Genomic DNA, 19327 nt, shown 5'->3' with positions numbered 1-19327 from the left:
CCATGCGCGGCAGCCCCTGGACACCCACCACCTCCTGAAACCCCGGGCCACCCGGCGATCCAGCATGCCCACCAGCCCCCACAGACCTAACCAGTTACCCTACGGTGAGGTCACCGGGCGCGACGCGGCGCCGGGCGGGACGAGGGGACGGGCCATGCCGGTTGCGATCATCACGGGGGCTTCGAAGGGACTGGGGCGGGCGCTGGCCGCGGCGCTCGCGGAGCGCGGCTGGGACCTGGTCCTGGACGCGCGTACCGACGCGGTGCTCCAGGAGGCCGCGCGGGAGCTCGGCGGCCGTGGCGGGCGCGTGCGCGCCTTTTCAGGGGACGTCACGGACGCCGGGCACCGCACCGCCCTGGTGGCGGCGGCGCGCGCCTTCGGCGGACTCGATCTGCTGGTGAACAACGCGAGCGCGCTCGGCGCCGAGCCGCTGGTCCGGCTGGAGGCGCAGCCGCTGGACGGCCTGCGGCAGGCCCTGGAGACGAACGTGGTGGCCGCGCTGGGGCTCGTGCAGGAGGCGCTGCCGCTGTTGCGCGCCTCGCGCGCGGGCGGCGCGGTGGTCAACGTCAGCTCGGACGCGGCGGCGGAGGCGTACGAGACGTGGGGCGGGTACGGGGCGTCCAAGGCGGCGCTCGACCAGCTGACGGCGGTGCTCGGTGAGGAGGAGCGGGGGCTTCGGGTGTGGGCCGTCGATCCGGGCGACATGCGGACGGACCTCTATCAGGCGGCGGTGCCGGTCGTCGACGCCTCGGGGCGGCCGCTGCCGGAGACGGTCGTGCCGGCGTTCCTGCGGCTGCTCGACGAGCGTCCGGCGAGCGGGCGGTACGCGGCCCCCGCGCTGCTCCCGGCGTCATGACGGTCGTGGTGCGGGTGCCCGAGGGCCTGGACGCGGCGCTGCCGGTGGAGCAGCGGGGCCACGGTCTTCGCCGGGATTCCGTGCGCCTTCTCGTGTCGCGGGGCGGTGCGGTGTCGCACCACGCCTTCACGGAGCTTCCGGAGCTGCTGCGGGCCGGTGACGTGCTCATCGTGAACACCTCGCCGACGCTGCCCGCGGCGGTCGACGGGCGGATGGGCCACGCGCGCGTAGTGGTGCACTTCTCGACGCTCGGGCCGGACGGGCGGTGGGCCGTGGAGCTGCGGGAGCCCGACGGGAAGGGCACCACGCGCGCGCGTGCGGGCGGGCCCGAGGGGGCGGTGGTCGAGCTCCCCGGGGAGGTGCGTCTCGTATATGAGGAGCCGCTGAGCGCGGACAGCGGGCGATTGTGGTGGGCGCGGGTGCCGGTGGACGTGCCGCGGCTGCTGCGCCGCCACGGGCGGCCCATTCGTTACTCCTATACGGAGCGGGACCAGCCGTTGTCGGTGTACCAGACGGTGTTCGCCGTGCCGTCGGCCGACGGTACGGGGAGCGCGGAGATGCCGAGTGCGGCGCGGCCGTTCACTCCGCGCCTGGTGGCGCGGCTCGTGAGCCGGGGTGTGCAGTTCGCGCCGGTCCGGCTGCACACGGGGGTGGCGTCGCCGGAGGCGCACGAGCCGCCGTATCCGGAGCGGTTCGAGGTGCCGGAGGCGTCGGCGCGGTTGATCAACGCGGCGCGGGCGGGTGGGGGCCGTGTGATCGCGGTCGGCACGACGGCGGTGCGGGCCGTGGAGTCGGCGGCGGGGCCCGACGGGGTGGTGCGGGCGGCGGCGGGGCGCACCGGCCTGGTGGTGACGCCGGAGCGGGGCGTGCGGGTCGTGGGCGGGCTCCTCACCGGACTGCACGAGCCGGAGGCCTCGCATCTGCTGATGCTGGAGGCGGTGGCGGGCCGGGCGGCCGTGGAGCGGGGTTATGCCGAGGCGGTACGCCGTCTCTACCTGTGGCACGAGTTCGGCGACGTCCACCTCCTCCTACGGGAGGAGTTTGCTCACTGAGCGCATTGCTTCAGCAACTGCTGGTGAAACTGTTACGCGCTCGATGTGAGCCCGCGCATAGGACGCACATCACGTACGAAGCCGCTTAGTGGACGGCAGGCCTCAGTAAAGGGGGGCTAAGCACAGGCATCGGCACCCGCGGCGCACCCCCCGATCCACTATCGCGGATCGTATGTCACTCCTTTGCCACCGAATTTTGCGCCCGCTAAGAATTGCTCCCGTCGCTCGGCGCCGCGGTCCTCGCACCGCGGCGTTTTGCCGGTAGCAACCTGTCCCCCGCCGGTGCCAGAGCGACCTCCCGATACGAAGAGGTCCACTCCGCATGTCCAAGCACGCCCCCTCTGGTCATAGTCGCTCGACCCTGACCAAGGCCCAGAAGTTCTCGATCGCCGGTGTCGCCACGCTCGGTGCCGCCGCCCTCGCCTTCTCCATCGTGCCGGGCAGCTCCCAGACCGAGACGACGCAGACCGAGGCCCTCGGCGCCCACGCCGCCGCCTGGTCCGTGCCCGCCAAGACGCAGCAGGCCGTGCACGAGAACGTCAGCAAGCAGCAGGCCCACGCCGACAAGCGGGTCAAGGACGCCGCCGCGAAGAAGAAGGCCGAGGACGAGGCCGCGGCGAAGAAGAAGGTCGAGGACGACCGCAAGGCGAAGGAGGCCGCGAGCCGCGCGGCCGCGCGCAAGCCGGTCTACACCAACAACCTCGACGGCTGGATCCGCCAGTCCCTCGACATCATGAAGTCCAAGGGCATCCCGGGCTCGTACGAGGGCCTGCACCGCAACATCATGCGCGAGTCCACGGGCAACCCGAACGCCATCAACGGCTGGGACATCAACGCCCAGAAGGGCACCCCGTCGATCGGCCTGCTCCAGGTCATCCAGCCGACGTTCAGCGCGTACCACGTCGAGGGCACCTCGACGAACATCTACGACCCGGTCGCCAACATCACCGCCGCCGCCAACTACGCGGCCCACCGGTACGGCTCGATCGACAACGTCAACGGCGCCTACTGAGCCGCACCTCCAGGATCGGACCTCCCTGGAGGCCGCTCGCAGACGCCGAAGGGCGGCACCCCGCAGGGGGTGCCGCCCTTCTTCGTGTCTCCGCTCCTCGCGCGTGTCTCCGCTCATCGCGCGGCCGCGCGGGCGGGTCTACTTGCGCATGACCTCCGGCTCGTGGCGGCGCAGGAAGCGCGCCACGAGGAAGCCGCAGAACGCGCCGAGGGCGAGCAGGGCGGCCATGTCCATCATGTAGGCGCCCGCCTCGTGGTCCCACAGCGGGTCGGTGGCGCCCGGGTCGTCCGGGTTGGGGCTGATCCTGTTGAAGTCCAGCGTGGTGCCGGCGGCGGCGACCGCCCAGCGCGACGGCATCAGGAACGAGAACTGATTGACGCCGACCGTGCCGTGCAGGATGAACAGGCACCCGGTGAACACGACCTGGATGATCGCGAACATGACCAGCAGCGGCATGGTCTTCTCCGCGGTCTTCACCAGGGCGGAGATGATCAGGCCGAACATCATCGAGGTGAAGCCGAGGGCCATGATCGGCAGGGAGAGTTCGAGCAGTACCTGGCTGCCCAGGACCAAGCCCTTGTCCGGGATCTCCCGGGTGGAGAAGCCGATCGCGCCGACGAGCCCGCCCTGCAGCACGGTGATCGCGCCGAGGACGATGACCTTGGACATCAGGTACGCGGACCGGGACAGGCCGGTCGCGCGCTCCCGTTCGTAGATCACCCGCTCCTTGATCAGCTCACGGACGGAGTTCGCGGCGCCCGCGAAACAGGCGCCGACCGCGAGGATCAGCAGGACCGTGGTGGCCGTGCCGTTCGGGATGATCTTGCCGGTCTTCGGGTTCACGACCGGCAGCAGGCCCTTGTCCGGGTCGATGAGCAGGCTCACCGCGCCGAGCACCGCCGGCAGGATCAGCATCAGCGCCATGAAGCCCTTGTCGGACGCGATGACGGATGTGTACCGGCGGATCAGCGTGAACAGCTGCGAGCCCCAGCCCTGCGGCTTGGGCGGCGCGATCGCCTGCGGCGGCGGCATGTGTACGGACTGCGCGGCGACGGCGTCGATGTCCGCGGCGTACATCTGGTAGTGCTGCGAACCCTTCCAGCGGCCCGCCCAGTCGTAGTCGCGGTAGTTCTCGAAGGCGGAGAAGACGTCGGCCCAGGTGTCGTAGCCGAAGAAGTTCAGGGCCTCCTCGGGCGGACCGAAGTACGCCACGGAGCCGCCCGGCGCCATCACCAGGAGCTTGTCACACAGCGCCAGCTCGGCGACGGAGTGCGTGACGACGAGGACCGTGCGGCCGTCGTCGGCGAGCCCGCGCAGGAGCTGCATGACGTCGCGGTCCATGCCCGGGTCGAGGCCCGACGTGGGCTCGTCCAGGAAGATCAGCGACGGCTTGGTGAGCAGCTCCAGGGCGACCGAGACGCGCTTGCGCTGGCCACCGGAGAGGGAGGTGACCTTCTTGTCCTTGTGGATGTCGAGCTTCAGCTCGCGCAGGACCTCGCCTATGCGCTGCTGGCGCTCCTGGTTGCTGGTGTCCGCGGGGAAGCGGAGCTTGGCCGCGTACGTGAGCGCCTTGTTGACGGTCAGCTCCTTGTGCAGGATGTCGTCCTGCGGGACCAGACCGATGCGCTGGCGCAGCTCGGCGAACTGCTTGTACAGGTTCCGGTTGTCGTAGAGGACGTCGCCCTGGTTGGCGGGCCGGTAGCCGGTCAGCGCCTTGAGCAGGGTGGACTTGCCGGAGCCCGACGGGCCGATGACCGCGATCAGCGACTTCTCCGGGACGCCGAAGGAGACGTCCTTGAGGATCTGCTTGCCACCGTCGACCGTGACGGTCAGGTGGCGCGCCGAGAAGGAGACGTCACCGGTGTCGACGAACTCCTCGAGCCGGTCCCCGACCAGGCGGAACGTCGAGTGACCGACGCCGACGATGTCGTTCGGGCCGATGAGGACCGTCGACGACTTCGCGATCGGCATGCCGTTGACGTACGTGCCGTTGTGCGAGCCGAGGTCGCGCAGTTCGAAGCGGCCGTCGGGCGTCGAGGTGAACTCGGCGTGGTGTCGCGAGACCTGGAGGTCGGAGACCACCAGCTCGTTCTCCAGGGCGCGGCCGATGCGCATCTTTCGGCCAAGCGCGAACTGGTGGTACGTGGTCGGGCTGCGGTCGCCGTAGACCGGCGGGGCCCCCGCCGCGCCACCGGCTCCCACGCCCGCGCCCGGGCCCTGCTGTGACGGCACCTGCGCGTGCTGCGGCTGCGGCGCCTGGTGCTGCTGCGGCTGCTGCCAGGCCTGCTGCTGCGGCATCTGCTGCTGGTGCTGCTGATACTGCGGCGCCTGGTGCTGCGGCTGTGCCGCCCAGCCCGGGGCCTCCTGATGGCCGAGTCCTGCCTGGCCAGGGGCCTGCTGCGGCGGCGCGTGCTGCGCCTGCGGCGAGCCGTGCTGCGCCTGCTGCTGCGCGCCCGGCGCGGACACGGCCGCGGCGGCGGCGCCGGGTGCGCCGCCGGAGAGGACGAGCTGCGGCCCGTCGGTCGCGTTGCCCAGATGGACCGCCGACCCGGGGCCGATTTCCATCTGGTGGATCCGCTGACCCTGCACGAAGGTGCCGTTGGTGGAGCCGTGGTCCTCGATGACCCAGCTCCGGCCGCTCCAGCTGATCGTCGCGTGCCGCCAGGAGACCCTGGCGTCGTCAAGCGCGATGTCACCCTGCGGATCGCGTCCGAGGGTGTAGGACCGGGACGCATCAAGCGTCCAGGACCTGCCATTCAATTCCAGTACGAGTTCCGGCACTCCATGCCCCACTGAGTTGTCCCCCGAGTTGCCCCCATCATGGGGAGTCTAGGGATGTCGAACATCGGGGGGAACTATTTCAGGCGGAGGCCACTGACCGAAAGTCGGGCCTTGTGAAGACTGCGTACGGGCCACTATGACTGCCCCGTTGACGGGGCAGATATCGCCTCGGAAAGTGGTAAGGGCTCTCAGCGAGTACGGATCGCGAGCATGCCGCACATATCGACCATGTCACCCATGTCGTCGATATCGCCCGTGCCCGTGCGTCCGCGCGCCGAGGGCGACGCGCGGCGAGCTCGGGGGTCTGATGGTGAGCGGCGGGTACGAGGGCGGGCGGCGGAGCGTGCCCTGGGGGGACGTACTGCTCTCCGCGATCGCGGCGGTCAGCTGGGCGTTGATCGGCATGGCAGGGACGGCGGCACTTGGTCTGCACCTGCTCGGCGCGGACGCCGCGGCGTCGCTCGGGCCGATGACGGCGGCGGCGATCGCCCTGGGCGTCGGCGGCTCCATCACCCCATCCGGTGATGTGTCGGCCTTCGGTCTCAAGGGTGCCGAGGCGACCACAGCCATTGACGTCGCCCCCTTGGGCGTGGGTCTCGTCGGCGCGGTCCTGCTCTCCTACTTCTTTTTACGTTCCCTGCGCGGCGCGGGAGTTGTGATCTCACCCGCCGAACTCGCGGCGCGCGCGGGCGCGGTGATCGCTCTCTTCGTCGCCATGCTCGGCGGGCTCGCCTGGGCCGGTCACGACATCATCACGATCAACGGCGAACAGCTGGGCATCGACAAAGGAATTGACAAGGGAATCGACAAAGGGCTCGACGACCTTCCCGGAGGCATCGGCGACCGGATTCCCGACGGCCTCAAGGACATCGGTGGCATCGGGGACATCGGCGGGCTGCTGCCGGACCGCCTGCGCGACCTCGTCGACGCCAAGGCCGCGGTCGGCTTCACCGTCGACACCGGCGCCACGCTGCTCGGTGGCGCGATCTGGACGGTCGTGGTGCTGCTCATCGCGCTGCTCGCGTCCCGCAGGACACCGCTGCCGCCCGGCTTCGAGGCCGTCCACCGGCTGCTGCGGCCCGCGGCGTCCGCCCTCGTCGCGGTCGTGCTGATGGCCGTCGTCGCGGGGCTCGCCGCCGCGGCGTACGCGGCGATCGGCGACGATCACCCGAAGCGGGTCGTGGGCGGCGCGCTCCTCGGCGCCCCCAACGGCGTGTTCCTCGGCCTGCCCGTCGGCCTCTTCGTCCCCTACGACGGCGAGGCCACGGGCGCCCTGACGCAGTTCCTGCCGGACCCGGTGGACGATCTGCTGCGCGACTCCGACAAGCCCCTGACGCTCGGGCGGCTCGCCGAACTCGACGGGCGGGTGTGGCTGCTGGGGGTCGCGACCGTGGTGATGATGCTGTTCGCGGGGGTGCTCACGGCGGTACGCAGCCCGCTGGCACGGGCCGCGGCGGACTCGGGGGGTCTGGCCCGGTTCGTCGCGCGGTGCGCGCTGCCGCTCGGGGCGGTCACGGCCGTGGCGCTGCCGCTGATGGCCTGGCTGACCAAGGTGTCCGCGAACGCCTCCCTCTCCGTCCTCGGCATCGACGCGTTCGGCGGGGGCATCGAACTGCGCGGGAACCTGGCGATGGCCGCGCTCCTCGGCGCGGCGTGGGGAGCCGGGGCCGGGGCGGCCGGGGCGCTGCTCGCGCGGGCGACCGGGGCGGCGGGGGGCCGGGTGGCGCCGCTGGCCCTGGACGCGGCGGGGGCGCCGGAGACGGCACAGGTGCCGGGGCCCTACCGGCAGAGCACGCCGTACCGGCCGCCGCGGGCGGAGACGGGGCGGCGGGGGGCGCGGGAGTGGCCGACGCCACCGCCTCCTCCCCCACCGCCACCGCCACCCCCGAAGCGAAGGCCCTGACGCCCCGTCGGTGTGGTCCCGCCCACTCGCCCCCCTGCCGGGACCGGGCTTCGCACAACCGGGCAGAGCGCCCCCTCGAATCCGGGGAGTGACCGGGAAGCGGGGCCAGGGCGAGCAGGGTGGGGCCGGGGGATGAACAAGGGTGCCCGGGGGTGTCCGGCAGCCGGACACCCCCGTCACCCGGCCCGCGCCGCCAGCTACCGTGGGGATCACCATGAGTGCCTCCACGCCCCCCGCGCCCTCCGGCGCCACCGCGCCGCCCGGCACCCCCTCGCCGGCGGGCGCCAACGCTGATCTCCCCACTCTGCTCGTCAAGATCTTCGGCAAGGACCGCCCGGGCATCACCGCCGGCCTCTTCGACACGCTCGCCGCGTACTCCGTGGACGTCGTCGACATCGAGCAGGTCGTCACCCGGGGCCGGATAGTGCTGTGCGCGCTGGTCACCGAGCCGCCGCTCAGCCTCGAAGGAGATCTGCGGGCCACCGTCCACTCCTGGGCGGACTCCATGAACCTCCAGGCCGAGATCATCTCGGGCCGCGGCGACAACCGCCCGCGCGGCCTCGGCCGGTCCCATGTGACGGTGCTCGGCCACCCGCTCACCGCCGAGTCGACCGCCGCGATCGCCGCGAACATCACGGCGACCGGCGGGAACATCGACCGCATCTTCCGGCTCGCCAAGTACCCCGTCACGGCGGTGGAGTTCGCGGTGTCCGGCACGGAGACCGAGCCCCTGCGCACGGCGCTCGCACTGGAGGCCGCGGCGCTCGGCGTCGACGTCGCGGTCGTCGCCGCGGGGCTGCACCGCCGCGCGCAGCGCCTGGTCGTGATGGACGTCGACTCGACGCTGATCCAGGACGAGGTGATCGAGCTCTTCGCCGCGCACGCGGGCTGCGAGCAGGAGGTCGCGGAGGTGACGGCGGCCGCGATGCGCGGCGAGCTGGACTTCGAGCAGTCGCTGCACGCACGCGTCGCCCTCCTCGAGGGGCTCGACGCCTCGGTGGTGGACAAGGTCCGCTCGGAGGTGCGGCTCACCCCCGGCGCGCGGACGCTCATCCGCACCCTCAAGCGCCTCGGCTACCAGGTCGGCGTGGTCTCCGGTGGCTTCACCCAGGTCACGGACGATCTCAAGGAACGTCTCGGCCTGGACTTCGCCCACGCCAACACCCTGGAGATCGTCGACGGCAGGCTCACCGGCAAGGTGACCGGCGAGGTCGTGGACCGCGCGGGCAAGGCCCGGCTGCTGCGCCGCTTCGCCCAGGAGGCGGGCGTCCCGCTGGAGCAGACCGTCGCGATCGGCGACGGCGCGAACGACCTCGACATGCTCAACGCCGCCGGTCTCGGCGTCGCGTTCAACGCCAAGCCGATGGTCCGCGAGGCCGCCCACACGGCCGTCAACGTGCCGTTCCTCGACACCGTCCTGTATCTGCTCGGTGTCACCCGCGAAGAGGTCGAGGCCGCGGACATGCATCTGGACCACGAGTAGGCACCACGAGCGGCAGCGGTCGGCCGGCGCGGCGCCGGGCGCCGCGTGGCCGGTACGGGTCGGGCCCGGCACCCCTGGGGTGCCGGGCCCTCCGCGTGGGTCGGCGGGGCGTGCCGCGCCGCTATTCGGACGGCGCCCAGTAGTCCACCAGCGTCGCCGTGCCGGGCTCGAGCCCCTTCCACGAGCCGGTGTACGTCAGGACGGCGAACGCCGACGTCGGGAAGCCGCGGCGGTTCATCCGCACCTGGGCGTCGCCCTCCGCCTCCCCGGCGAGGACGTCGGCGAGGCCGTGGACGCCGGGGTTGTGCCCGATGAGGATCAGGTCGCGCACGTCGTCCGGGGTTTCGTTGAGCACGGCGATCAGCTCGCCGGGGGAGGCTTCGTAGACCCGGTCCTCGTACACCGTCCGGGGGCGCTGCGGGAGTTCCTGGACGGCGAGCTTCCAGGTCTCGCGGGTCCTGACGGCGGTCGAGCACAGGGCCAGGTCGAAGGCGATTCCGGTCTCGGCGAGTTTGCGGCCGGCGACGGGGGCGTCCTTGCGGCCGCGCTCGGCGAGCGGGCGCTCGTGGTCGGACACCTGGGGCCAGTCGGCCTTCGCGTGCCGGAAAAGGACAATCCTGCGGGGATCTGCGACGCTCATGCGTCCCAGCTTCGCATGAAACACGCCATCGGGCGCAGGGAGTTGGCGGGCTCTCCCGGCAGGGGTGACAGGGCGTTCACCACGTGTCTCCTGAGGTGGGGCGCCCGCCCGCGACCAGGCACGAACGGCCTCACTGGAGGGCGGCGAGCACGGCCTTGACGCGCTCGAAGAGGTGGGTGACGACGGGCTCGCCGCTCGCCGCGTGGGCGTCCACCGGGTTCAGTATCAGCAGGAGCAGGGCGGCGAAGGCGATCGCGGGCAGGGCGATGGCCCACCACGGGAGCTGGATCTCGACGGCGGCAGGCTCCGCCCGCTCCGCCGGGTCGCGTCGGGTGTGCGCACGGACCGACATGCCGCCTCCAAGAACGTTCGAGTGCTCCCGGCCGCGTCGTCGCGGCCACATCTCGAAGTTACGGAGTTCCGGCCTCTCGGCCCATCCGGTGATCCACCCAGTTAACCCTGACACTGACCCCCTAGGGGATGGTGGGGCTAGCACCACCATCCCGCTCGGGAGGGCTTGTTCGCCGACGATCCGGCAGGGCCTCAGGGCGAGGCGATGGACGCGATGATCCCGATGATCACGGTGATGGCCAGCATCGCGCCGAGCACGATGAGGAGCTTCTTCTGGCCGTTCTGGGGGTTCGGGTCGAGCACTGGCATGCGGCAAGTCTCCCACCCCCGGCCCGTGGGCCCGCCCTCGGGGTGCGCGGCCCGGCCCCGGGTGGCATCGGGTCAGGCCGCCGCCCTCGCCGCCACCTCGTCCTCGATGGTGCGATCGCGGCCCGCCAGGAAGCCGACCGCGATCTGCGGCACCATCAGGCCCGCCATGAGCGCGAGCGGCAGGCCCCAGCCGCCGCTGTGCTGGTAGAGCACGCCCACCAGGAGCGGGCCAGGAATCGAGATCAGATAGCCGGTGCTCTGCGCGAAGGCGGAGAGCTTGGCCACGCCCGCGCTGCTCTTGGCGCGCATGCCGACCATGGTGAGCGCGAGCGGGAAGGCGCAGTTGGAGATGCCGCACAGCAGCGCCCACGCCCAGGCGCCGCCCGCAGGGGCGAGGTACAGGCCCGCGTATCCGGCGATGCCGCAGGCGCCGAGGACGATCACGACGGGGCCCTGGTGGGGCAGCCGGGTCGCCACGCGCGGGATCACGAAGGCGAGCGGCACGCCCATGGCCATCGTGACGGCGAGCAGCACCCCGGCCTCGCTCGCGGGCACGCCCGCGTCCCGGAAGATCTGCGGCAGCCAGCCCATGGTGATGTACGCGGCGGTGGCCTGGAGTCCGAAGAAGCAGGCGAGGGCCCACGCCGTACGGCTGTGGGTGATGCGCAGCGCGTCGTCCTCGCGCCGGACGGCGGCCGGGACCCGCTCGGCGGTGCCCGCCTCGGTGCCGCGTTCGCGCACCAGCGGCAGCCACGGCACGACGGCGACGACCGCGAGGGCCGCCCAGACGGCGAGCCCGGTGCGCCAGCTGCCGCCGAGCGCGTCGGTCAGGGGCACGGTGACCGCGGCTGCCAGCGAGGTGCCGAGCGCGAGGGCCATCGAGTACAGGCCGGTCATCGAGCCGACGCGGTCGGGGAACCAGCGCTTGACGATGACGGGCATCAGGACGTTGCTGACGGCGATACCCATGAGGGCGAACGCGGTGGCGGCCAGGAAGCCCGCGGTGCCGCCGATGAAGGGGCGGATCAGCAGGCCGGTGGCTATCGCGACCATGCCCGCGCAGACCACCGCGCCGGACCCGAAGCGCCGGGCCAGGCGCGGGGCCTGGCTGCCGAAGAGCGCGAAGCACAGCGGCGGCACGGAGGTCAGGAGGCCCGCGAGGGTGCCGCTCATGCCGAGCCCGTCCCGCACCTCTTCGAGCAGCGCGCCGAGGCTGGTGATGGCGGGCCGGAGGTTGAGGGCGGCGAGGACGATGCCGACGATGACGAGTCGCGTCGCCCACGTGCGCGTGGCGGTCGTTCCACCCCGCTCGACCGGCGCGTGCGCGGCGCCGCGCGCCGCCCCACCACCGCTCACACCCGTGGAGCCGTTCGTGGAACCGTCCGTGGAGCCGTCCACAGAACCGCCCGCCGAGCCGCCCGCAGCGGCGACCGCCTGCCGCACGGCAGCCCCGGCCGGGCCCGGTGGTGTCATCGTCCCGCGTGTCGTATCCGCTTCCTCACTGACCATGAGAGACATCATAGAATCATGGGATGATTGCCTGTCCAATCTTCAACGGGTCCACCGGGCCAGTCCAGCCCGCCGGGCCCGAGGAAATCGCCGCAGCCGTCGCCGAAGGAAGCACATGCCGCTGACCACACCGCGCCGCTCAGCACTGTCCGAGCAGGTCATCGCCGCTCTGCGTCATCAGATCTCGTCGGGCGAGTGGCCGGTCGGCTCCCGCATCCCCACCGAGCCCGAGCTGGTCGAGCAGCTGGGCGTGGCCAGGAACACGGTCCGTGAGGCCGTGCGCGCGCTCGCCCACAACGGCCTGCTCGACATCCGGCAGGGCTCGGGCACGTACGTGGTCGCGACCAGCGAGCTGGCGGGCGTGATGCAGCGCAGGTTCGCCGACGCCGATCCGCGGCACATCGCGGAGCTGCGCGCCACGCTGGAGTCGAGCGCCGCGAAGCTCGCCGCCGAGCGGCGCACGGAGCGTGACCTGAAGCAGCTGGACACCCTGCTGGCGCGCCGCGAGGAGGCCTGGTCCTCGGGCGTCGCCGAGGCGTTCGTGGCGGCCGACGCGACCCTGCACATGGCGGTGGTGGCCGCGTCCCACAACGACGTCCTGATCGCCCTGTACGCGGATCTGGGCGAGGTGCTGCGGGACTGGCTGCGCGAGGACATCGGCAAGGAGCTGACGCCCGCGGCGTACATGGACCACGGCCGGCTGGTCGAGGCGATCCGCGCGCGGGACGGGGACGCGGCGGCCGCCGAGGCGGCCAGCTACCCCTACCTGTGCCACCCGGAGCGGCTCACCGACGGCACCGACGGCTGAGCGCCTCCGGCCTCAGCGCTGGTGGCTGATCCACACCGAGCGGACCTCTTTCCAGCAGCGGCCGGTGAGCCGCACCGTCCTGGCGGGCCCGGCCGTGACCGGTCGGCTGTCGCTGTCGATGTCCCACCACCGGTCGCACTCGATGTGCAGCCGCAGCCGGTCGGCCTCGGGGTACGGGTTGTGGCAGTACGCGACGACCTGGGAACGGACGACGTTGCTGCGGCACTCCGCGCCGAACGGCCGGTCCGCCGCGGCCGGACGCGGGGACGAGGCAGGGACAGCGCTCTCCGCGCTTTCCGCGCTCTCCGCGGCATCCGCTTGCTCCCGCGCACGCTGCGCGGACGCGTGGGACACGGCGTCGTACGGCAGGGTGATCAGGAGGGCGAGAGCGGCGAGCGCCGCACCGGGTGACCAGCGCACACTCCAGGGTGCGCGGCCCCACCCCGGCGCCGCCCGGCCAGCGGGGCCGAACGGGCGACGCCCCGCCCCCGCGCACTGCGGGAACGGGGCGTCGACGCGTCAGGGGTGAGCAGGGGTGATCAGGCACCCATCATGTGCACGCCGCCGTCGACGTGGATGATCTCGCCCGTGGTCTTCGGGAAGAAGTCCGAGAGCAGCGCGACGATGCCGCGGCCCGCGGGCTCCGGGTCGGCCATGTCCCACTGGAGCGGGGAACGGCTGTCCCAGACCTTGGCCAGCTCGCCGAAGCCCGGGATGGACTTGGCGGCCATGGAGCCGATGGGGCCGGCGGAGACGAGGTTGCAGCGGATGTTCCGCGGGCCCAGGTCACGCGCCAGGTAGCGGTTGGTGGCCTCGAGGGCGGCCTTGGCCGGACCCATCCAGTCGTACTGCGGCCAGGCGAACTGCGCGTCGAAGGTCAGGCCGACGACCGCGCCGCCCTCCTCCTCCGGCATCAGCGGCAGCAGGGCCATGGTCAGCGACTTCAGGGAGAACGCCGAGACGTGCATGGCCGTGGCCACCGACTCGAACGGCGTGTTCAGGAAGTTGCCACCGAGCGCGTCCTGCGGGGCGAAGCCGATGGAGTGGACGACGCCGTCGAGGCCGCCGAGCTCCTCGCGGACCACGCCCTCGAGGCGGCCGAGGTGCTCCTCGTTGGTGACGTCGAGCTCGATGACCTTGGCGGGCTTGGGCAGCTTCTTGGCGATGCGCTCGGTGAGCGTGGGCCGCGGGAAGGCGGTCAGGATGACCTCGGCACCCTGCTCCTGCGCGACCTTGGCAGCGTGGAAGGCGATGGAGGACTCCATCAGCACACCCGTGATCAGGATCCGCTTGCCGTCGAGAATTCCGCTCATGGTGATCAGTGACCCATGCCCAATCCGCCGTCAACGGGGATGACGGCTCCAGTGATGTACGAGGCGTCGTCCGAGGTGAGGAACCGCACCGTGGCGGCGATCTCCTCGGGCTGCGCGTAACGGCCGAGCGGCACCTGCGCCACGATGCCCGCGCGCTGCTCGTCCGTGAGCGCCTGGGTCATGTCGGTGTCGACAAAACCGGGCGCGACGACGTTGAAGGTGATGTTGCGTGACCCCAGCTCGCGGGCGAGCGAGCGGGCGAAGCCGACCAGGCCCGCCTTGGAGGCGGCGTAGTTCGCCTGGCCCGCCGAGCCGTAGAGCCCGACGACGGAGGAGATGAGGACGACGCGGCCCTTCTTGGCGCGCAGCATGCCGCGGTTGGCCCGCTTCACGACACGGAAGGTGCCGGTGAGGTTGGTGTCGAGGACGGACGTGAAGTCGTCCTCGGACATGCGCATCAGAAGCTGGTCCTTGGTGATGCCCGCGTTCGCAACGAGGACCTCGACGGGGCCGTGCTTCTCCTCGATCTCCTTGTAGGCCTGCTCCACCTGCTCGGCGTCGGTGATGTCGCACTTGACGGCGAGCACCCCGGCCGCGGTGAGGTCCTTGGGCGGCTCACCCGAGCGGTAGGTGATCGCCACCTTGTCGCCGGCGTCGGCGAACGCGCGGGCGATGGCGAGGCCGATGCCCCGGTTTCCTCCGGTGACGAGAACCGAGCGGCTCAAGGGATCACCCTTCTCCTTGACTGTGTGGTCTCTCGGAAACCTATCGGTCCCGCAGGCGATCCGGAGAATCGGCGTCCGACAGTGGCGCAGATGACTCGCTGTTGGATCCCTACAGAAAGGTATGGCCGAGCGGCCGGTTCGCACGCGATGATCGGACATGACCGGTGCCCGGGGGTGGCCGTGGACCGGAGCAGACGGCGGCGGACCGGAGCCGACCGCAGATGACAGCAGGGAGACGTTCCGTGCCTCATTCCATCGATGAAGCCTTCACGGCGCTGCCGCTGCGGGCGCTCGCCGACGCGGCGCTCGCCCGCGCGCGGGCGCTCGGCGCCGAGCACGCGGACTTCCGCCTGGAGCGGGTGCGCAGCGCCGCCTGGCGGCTGCGGGACGCCAAGCCCGCCGCGTCCCACGACACCACGGACCTGGGGTACGCGGTGCGGGTGGTGCACGGCGGCACCTGGGGCTTCGCCTCGGGCGTCGACCTGACCATGGACGCGGCGGCGCGCGTCGCCTCCCAGGCCGTGGCGATGGCCAAGCTGTCGGCCCAGGTCATCAAGGCGGCCGGGTCCGACGAGCAGGTGGAGCTCGCCGACGAGCCGGTGCACGCGGACCGCACGTGGGTGTCCGCGTACGAGATCGACCCCTTCTCGGTCCCGGACGAGGAGAAGACGGGGCTGCTCGCGGACTGGAGCGCGCGGCTGCTGGCCGCCGACGGGGTCGCGCACGTGGACGCCTCGCTGCTCACCGTCCACGAGAACAAGTTCTACGCGGACACGGCGGGCACGGTCACCACGCAGCAGCGCGTACGGCTGCACCCGCAGCTGACGGCGCACGCGGTGGACGAGTCGACCGGCGAGTTCGACTCCATGCGGACCGTCGCGCCGCCGGCCGGCCGTGGCTGGGAGTACCTGACCGGCACGGGCTGGGACTGGGATGCCGAGCTCGCCCTGATTCCCACGCAGTTGGCGGAGAAGATGCGCGCGCCGAGCGTGCAGCCCGGTCTGTACGACCTGGTGGTCGACCCCTCCAATCTGTGGCTGACGATCCACGAGTCCATCGGCCACGCCACGGAGCTGGACCGCGCCCTCGGCTACGAGGCGGCGTACGCGGGCACCTCCTTCGCCACCTTCGACCAGCTCGGCAAGCTGGCGTACGGCTCGTCCCTGATGAACGTCACCGGCGACCGGACCGCCGAGCACGGCCTCGCGACCATCGGGTACGACGACGAGGGCGTGGCCGCGCAGTCCTGGGACCTGGTCAAGGACGGCACGCTCGTCGGCTACCAGCTGGACCGGCGCATCGCCAGGCTCACCGGCTTCGAGCGCTCCAACGGCTGCGCGTACGCGGACTCCCCCGCGCACGTGCCGGTCCAGCGCATGGCGAACGTCTCGCTGAAGCCGGATCCGGCGGGCCTGTCCACGGACGACCTGATCAGCGGCGTGGAGCGCGGCATCTACGTCGTGGGCGACCGGTCGTGGTCCATCGACATGCAGCGGTACAACTTCCAGTTCACCGGACAGCGCTTCTACCGGATCGAGAACGGGCGGCTCGCCGGGCAGCTGCGCGACGTCGCCTACCAGGCGACCACCACCGACTTCTGGGGCTCGATGACGGCCGTCGGCGGCCCGCAGACGTACGTCCTCGGCGGCGCCTTCAACTGCGGCAAGGCCCAGCCGGGCCAGGTCGCCGCGGTCTCCCACGGCTGCCCCTCCGCCCTCTTCCAGGGCGTCAACATCCTCAACACCACGCAGGAGGCCGGGCGATGATCAACTGCGGCACCCACGGAATCGGCTGGGGGTCCGGGGGTTATCCCCCGGGAAAGCACCGTCTCAACACCACGCAGGAGGCCGGGCGATGAGCCGTCGTACGAGCAAGCCGCACGAGATCGTCGAGCGGGCCCTGGAGCTGTCCACCGCCGACGGCTGCGTGGTGATCGCCGACGAGGAGTCGACGGCGAACCTGCGCTGGGCGGGCAACGCCCTGACCACCAACGGCGTCACCCGGGGCCGCACCCTCACCGTGATCGCCACGGTCGACGGGGCCAAGGGCACCGCGTCCGGCGTCGTCTCGCGCTCGGCGGTGACGGCGGACGACCTGGAGCCGCTGGTGCGGGCCGCCGAGGCCGCGGCGCGCGCGGCCGGGCCCGCCGAGGACGCGCAGCCCCTGGTGACCGGCGCCCCGGCCGCCCCGGACTTCATGGACGGGCCCGCCGAGACGTCCTCGGCCGTCTTCGCGGACTTCGCGCCGGCGCTCGGCGAGGCCTTCGCCCGCGCCCGGGCGGGCGGCCGCGAGCTGTACGGCTTCGCCAACCACGAGCTGACCACCAGCTACCTGGGGACGTCGACGGGCCTGCGGCTGCGCCACGACCAGCCGAGCGGCACCCTGGAGCTGAACGCGAAGTCCCCGGACCGCACCCGCTCGGCCTGGGCGGGCCGGGCCACGCGCGACTTCAAGGACGTCGACCCGGCGGCGCTCGACGAGGAGCTCGCGCAGCGCCTGGCCTGGGCTCAGCGGCGCGTGGAGCTGCCCGCCGGGCGCTACGAGACGCTCCTTCCGCCGACCGCGGTGGCCGATCTGCTGATCTACCAGCTGTGGTCGTCGGCGGCCCGGGACGCGGCGGAGGGCCGCACGGTGTTCTCCAAGCCGGGCGGCGGCACCCGCGTCGGCGAGCGGCTCGCCCCGCTGCCGCTCACGCTGCGCAGCGACCCGAACGAGCCGGGCCTGGAGGCGGCGCCCTTCGTGCTCGCGCACGCCTCGGGCGACGACGCGTCGGCCTTCGACAACGGCCTGCCGCTCACCCCCACCGACTGGGTGCGCGACGGTGAGCTGAAGCACCTGATCACCACGCGGCACAGCGCCGCCCTGACCGGTCTGCCGGTGGCCCCGGCGATCGACAACCTCATCCTTGAGGGCGGCTCGGACCGCTCCCTGGACGAGATGGTCGCGGCCACCGAGCGCGGCCTGCTGCTGACCTGCCTGTGGTACATCCGCGAGGTCGACCCGGCGACGCTGCTGCTCACGGGCCTGACCAGGGACGGCGTGTACCTGGTGGAGAACGGCGAGGTGGTCGGCGAGGTGAACAACTTCCGGTTCAACGAGTCGCCCGTGGACCTGCTGTCGCGGGCCGGTGAGGCGGGCCGTACGGAGAAGACGCTGCCGCGCGAGTGGGGCGACTACTTCACCCGGGCGGCCATGCCCGCGCTGCGGGTCCCGGATTTCAATATGAGTTCGGTCAGCCAGGGCGTATAACCTCGTAGACCGCACCCCTGAGGTGCACGTACCGATTCACTCCCGAGGAGACAAGAGACCTGTGACGGACATCGTCGACGAGCTGAAGTGGCGGGGACTGTTCTCCCAGTCCACCGACGAAGAGGCACTGCGCAAGGCGCTCGCGGACGGTCCCGTCACGTTCTATTGCGGCTTCGACCCGACCGCGGCCAGCCTGCACGTCGGGCATCTGGTGCAGGTCCTGACCGTGCGCCGCCTCCAGCTCGCGGGCCACCGCCCGCTGGCCCTGGTGGGCGGCGCCACGGGGCAGATCGGCGACCCGCGCCCGACGGCCGAGCGCACCCTGAACGACCCGGAGACGGTCGCGGGCTGGGTGGGCCGCCTGCGGGCGCAGATCGAGCCGTTCCTGTCCTTCGAGGGCGAGAACGCCGCGGTGATGGTGAACAACCTGGACTGGACCGCGGGCATGTCCGCGATCGAGTTCCTGCGGGACATCGGCAAGCACTTCCGCGTGAACAAGATGCTCACCAAGGAGTCCGTGGCCCGCCGCCTGGAGTCGCAGGAGGGCATCAGCTACACCGAATTCAGCTACCAGCTGCTCCAGGGCATGGACTTCCTGGAGCTGTACCGGCGCCACGGCTGCGTGCTGCAGACCGGCGGCTCCGACCAGTGGGGCAACCTCACGGCGGGCATCGACCTGATCCACCGCCTGGAGCCGGACGCGGCGGTGCACGCCATCGCCACGCCGCTGATGACCAAGGCGGACGGCACCAAGTTCGGCAAGACCGAGGGCGGCGCCGTCTGGCTCGACCCGGAGATGACGACGCCGTACGCGTTCTACCAGTTCTGGCTGAACGTGGACGACCGGGACATCTCCCGCTACCTGCGCATCCTCTCCTTCCGGACCCGCGAGGAGCTGGAGGACCTTGAGGCGCAGACGGCGGAGCGTCCGCAGGCACGGGCGGCGCAGCGCGCGCTCGCCGAGGAGCTGACGACGCTGGTGCACGGCGCCGATCAGTGTGCCGCCGTGATCGCCGCGTCGAAGGCGCTGTTCGGCCAGGGCGACCTCGCCGATCTGGACGCGGCGACGCTGGCCGCGGCGCTCTCCGAGCTGCCGCGCGTGCAGGTCGCCGAGCCGGGCCCGGTCGTGGACCTGCTCGCCGAGGTCGGCCTGGTGGCGAGCAAGTCGGCCGCGCGCCGCACGGTCAAGGAGGGGGGCGCCTACGTGAACAACGTGAAGGTGCCGTCCGAGGACGCCGTCCCGGCCCGCGAGGACCTGCTGCACGGGCGCTGGCTGGTGCTGCGCCGGGGCAAGAAGAACCTGGCGGCGGTGGAGGTCACGGCCGGCTGACCCCGG

At 72.0% G+C, this 19327-nt stretch carries 17 protein-coding genes; 9 read left to right on the top strand and 8 right to left on the bottom strand.

The window, feature by feature from the left end:
* Window positions 1–154: 154 nt before the first annotated feature.
* The 3 genes from IG74_RS0131390 to IG74_RS0131380 all read left to right on the top strand — a co-directional run bounded on the left by IG74_RS0131390 (window position 155) and on the right by IG74_RS0131380 (window position 2920).
* The gene (locus IG74_RS0131390) at window positions 155–856 is read left to right on the top strand and encodes an SDR family NAD(P)-dependent oxidoreductase (protein ID WP_030684244.1); all 702 of its coding nucleotides are present in this window, start codon (window positions 155–157) and stop codon (window positions 854–856) included.
* Window positions 853–1908: an S-adenosylmethionine:tRNA ribosyltransferase-isomerase gene (locus tag IG74_RS0131385; RefSeq protein WP_030684243.1), complete on the top strand. Its 1056-nt coding sequence runs from the start codon at window positions 853–855 to the stop codon at window positions 1906–1908. The genes IG74_RS0131390 and IG74_RS0131385 overlap by 4 nt, the downstream gene beginning before the upstream one ends.
* Before the next feature lie 322 nt (window positions 1909–2230).
* A complete protein-coding gene (locus IG74_RS0131380; protein ID WP_030684241.1) occupies window positions 2231–2920 on the top strand; it encodes a transglycosylase SLT domain-containing protein in 690 nt (229 codons plus the stop codon).
* 138 nt (window positions 2921–3058) lie between these two features.
* Here IG74_RS0131380 and IG74_RS0131375 read toward each other — a convergent pair whose 3' ends face one another.
* Complete coding sequence (locus IG74_RS0131375; protein ID WP_030684240.1) at window positions 3059–5701, bottom strand: FHA domain-containing protein; 2643 nt, start codon at window positions 5699–5701, stop codon at window positions 3059–3061.
* Window positions 5702–6008: 307 nt separating this feature from the next.
* On the opposite strand from IG74_RS0131375, the gene IG74_RS0131370 reads away from it, so the two are divergent.
* Window positions 6009–7604: a streptophobe family protein gene (locus tag IG74_RS0131370; RefSeq protein ID WP_063761305.1), complete on the top strand. Its 1596-nt coding sequence runs from the start codon at window positions 6009–6011 to the stop codon at window positions 7602–7604.
* A gap of 214 nt (window positions 7605–7818) precedes the next feature.
* Window positions 7819–9087 (top strand): phosphoserine phosphatase SerB, encoded by a 1269-nt coding sequence (gene serB, locus IG74_RS0131365; protein ID WP_051855717.1) that lies wholly within the window; start codon window positions 7819–7821, stop codon window positions 9085–9087.
* Window positions 9088–9208: 121 nt separating this feature from the next.
* Here serB and IG74_RS0131360 read toward each other — a convergent pair whose 3' ends face one another.
* From IG74_RS0131360 to IG74_RS0131345, 4 genes are all read right to left on the bottom strand, one after another.
* Window positions 9209–9727, bottom strand: coding sequence for a SixA phosphatase family protein (locus tag IG74_RS0131360; protein ID WP_030684235.1), 519 nt, complete (start codon window positions 9725–9727; stop codon window positions 9209–9211).
* A 130-nt stretch (window positions 9728–9857) separates the two neighbouring features.
* Entirely contained in the window at window positions 9858–10079 is a 222-nt protein-coding gene (locus IG74_RS0131355; RefSeq protein ID WP_030684234.1) for a hypothetical protein, read from the bottom strand.
* 191 nt (window positions 10080–10270) lie between these two features.
* Complete coding sequence (locus tag IG74_RS54245; protein WP_107059069.1) at window positions 10271–10387, bottom strand: SGM_5486 family transporter-associated protein; 117 nt, start codon at window positions 10385–10387, stop codon at window positions 10271–10273.
* A gap of 72 nt (window positions 10388–10459) precedes the next feature.
* Entirely contained in the window at window positions 10460–11905 is a 1446-nt protein-coding gene (locus IG74_RS0131345) for a CynX/NimT family MFS transporter (RefSeq protein WP_420709969.1), read from the bottom strand.
* Between the two features lie 106 nt (window positions 11906–12011).
* On the opposite strand from IG74_RS0131345, the gene IG74_RS0131340 reads away from it, so the two are divergent.
* A complete protein-coding gene (locus IG74_RS0131340; RefSeq protein WP_030684232.1) occupies window positions 12012–12704 on the top strand; it encodes a FadR/GntR family transcriptional regulator in 693 nt (230 codons plus the stop codon).
* A gap of 12 nt (window positions 12705–12716) precedes the next feature.
* Here the strand turns inward: IG74_RS0131340 and IG74_RS0131335 are convergent, their stop codons facing one another.
* From IG74_RS0131335 to fabG, 3 genes are all read right to left on the bottom strand, one after another.
* The gene (locus tag IG74_RS0131335; RefSeq protein WP_030684231.1) at window positions 12717–13124 is read right to left on the bottom strand and encodes a hypothetical protein; all 408 of its coding nucleotides are present in this window, start codon (window positions 13122–13124) and stop codon (window positions 12717–12719) included.
* Window positions 13125–13243: 119 nt separating this feature from the next.
* Entirely contained in the window at window positions 13244–14017 is a 774-nt protein-coding gene (gene fabI, locus IG74_RS0131330; RefSeq protein ID WP_030684230.1) for an enoyl-ACP reductase FabI, read from the bottom strand.
* A 5-nt stretch (window positions 14018–14022) separates the two neighbouring features.
* Entirely contained in the window at window positions 14023–14742 is a 720-nt protein-coding gene (gene fabG / locus IG74_RS0131325) for a 3-oxoacyl-[acyl-carrier-protein] reductase (RefSeq protein ID WP_030684228.1), read from the bottom strand.
* 242 nt (window positions 14743–14984) lie between these two features.
* On the opposite strand from fabG, the gene IG74_RS0131320 reads away from it, so the two are divergent.
* The 3 genes from IG74_RS0131320 to tyrS all read left to right on the top strand — a co-directional run bounded on the left by IG74_RS0131320 (window position 14985) and on the right by tyrS (window position 19321).
* Complete coding sequence (locus tag IG74_RS0131320; RefSeq protein ID WP_030684227.1) at window positions 14985–16508, top strand: TldD/PmbA family protein; 1524 nt, start codon at window positions 14985–14987, stop codon at window positions 16506–16508.
* 88 nt (window positions 16509–16596) lie between these two features.
* Window positions 16597–17991: a TldD/PmbA family protein gene (locus IG74_RS0131315; protein WP_030684225.1), complete on the top strand. Its 1395-nt coding sequence runs from the start codon at window positions 16597–16599 to the stop codon at window positions 17989–17991.
* 61 nt (window positions 17992–18052) lie between these two features.
* Complete coding sequence (gene tyrS / locus IG74_RS0131310) at window positions 18053–19321, top strand: tyrosine--tRNA ligase (protein WP_030684224.1); 1269 nt, start codon at window positions 18053–18055, stop codon at window positions 19319–19321.
* The last annotated feature ends 6 nt before the right edge of the window (window positions 19322–19327 follow it).

The sequence above is a fragment of the Streptomyces sp. NRRL B-1347 genome (genome assembly GCF_000720325.1).
Lineage (GTDB): Bacteria > Actinomycetota > Actinomycetes > Streptomycetales > Streptomycetaceae > Streptomyces.
Note: the sequence above shows the minus strand (reverse complement) of the source record. Positions and strands in the feature narration are given on the sequence as shown.